This is a genomic window from Bacillus sp. AP50, from assembly GCF_040492675.1.
GTDB lineage: Bacteria > Bacillota > Bacilli > Bacillales > Bacillaceae_G > Bacillus_A > Bacillus_A cereus.
The window spans coordinates 1-1,344 of record NZ_JBEUTW010000755.1; the positions used below are offsets into that span (position 1 = coordinate 1).

A 1,344-nucleotide genomic window follows, 5' to 3' on the forward strand; every position below is an offset into this window, starting at 1 on the left:
AGATATAGGGATAACTGATAACGTTCTATTCTCTAGTAGTATCTCTTTTGATGTTACTATTTTTGAGATATTTGTCCCATTGATATATGGCGCAAGAATGACTATTTATCAAGGTGAGAAGTTTGATGTATCAAAACTTGTACAAGTCATTCTTGAAGAACAGGTTACATTATCATATATTCCACCTACTTTATTAAATGAAATATATGATTATTTTGTTAGAGATAACCAGAAGATAGTGTTAAATAAGCTACTTGTGGGAGTAGAACCCATTAAAACAGAATTACTCGCAAAATACGATCATCTATTTAGGGGGAACCTCCAAATATTAAATGGATATGGACCTACAGAGGCTACAGTTTGTTGTACATCTTATCGATATGAGAGTGATAAAGAAATTACAACACAAAACGTACCGATAGGTTCGCCATTGTTAAATACTAAAATTTATATATTGGATTCATTTCACAGGATACAACCTATAGGTGTTCCAGGTGAAATATGTATTTCTGGCATAGGGTTAGCTAGAGGATACATCAATCGAAAAGAATTAACAGCAGATAAATTTATTGATCATCCATTTGAACTTAGTGAGAAACTATATAAAACAGGAGATATAGCAAGGTGGCTACCTGATGGTAACATTGAATACTTGGGCCGAGTCGATCATCAAGTAAAAATAAGGGGATATCGAATAGAACTAGGTGAGATAGAAGCGAGTTTGTTAAAATATGAGACAATCAAAACGGCCGTAGTAATAGATCAAGAAGATGAAGCTGGAGAAAAGTATTTATGTGCATACGTAGTTACCGAAAAAGATATTCCTATTCCAGAGGTAAGAGCATATTTGGCAACAAAGTTACCACATTATATGATACCTCAACAACTCATACCAATTCACAATATACCATTAACACAAAATGGGAAAATAGATAGAAGTAAGTTACCGAAGCTAAATACACTGGGCAATAGTAATTATGTACCACCAAGAAATGAAATAGATAGTAGTTTAATTGATATTTGGAGTAGTATATTAGGCGTAAATAATATTGGTATAAATGATAATTTCTTTGAATTAGGTGGTCATTCTCTTAAGGGACTAAAGTTATTCGAAAATATCAAGAGAATGTTTAATGTGCAACTGCCATTAAGTTTATTATTTCAAAAGGCTACTATTGAACAATTAAGTGATGTAATAAGTAGGAATAAAGGAATAGACAGTGAGTGTTTAATTCCAATTCAAAATGGAACAAACAAGGATAGTCAATGGTTCATTGTTCATGGGCAAGGCGGGGGTATATTAAACTATTATGATTTGGCTAGAGAATTAGGAGAGGATAAGAC

At 32.6% G+C, this 1,344-nt stretch carries 1 protein-coding gene; it reads left to right on the top strand.

Translation table 11 applies throughout. The annotated features are described in order from the left end of the window. A partial coding sequence (locus ABWK52_RS29195) for a non-ribosomal peptide synthetase (protein ID WP_353772370.1) occupies positions 1 to 1,344 on the top strand: 1,344 nt, incomplete at both ends.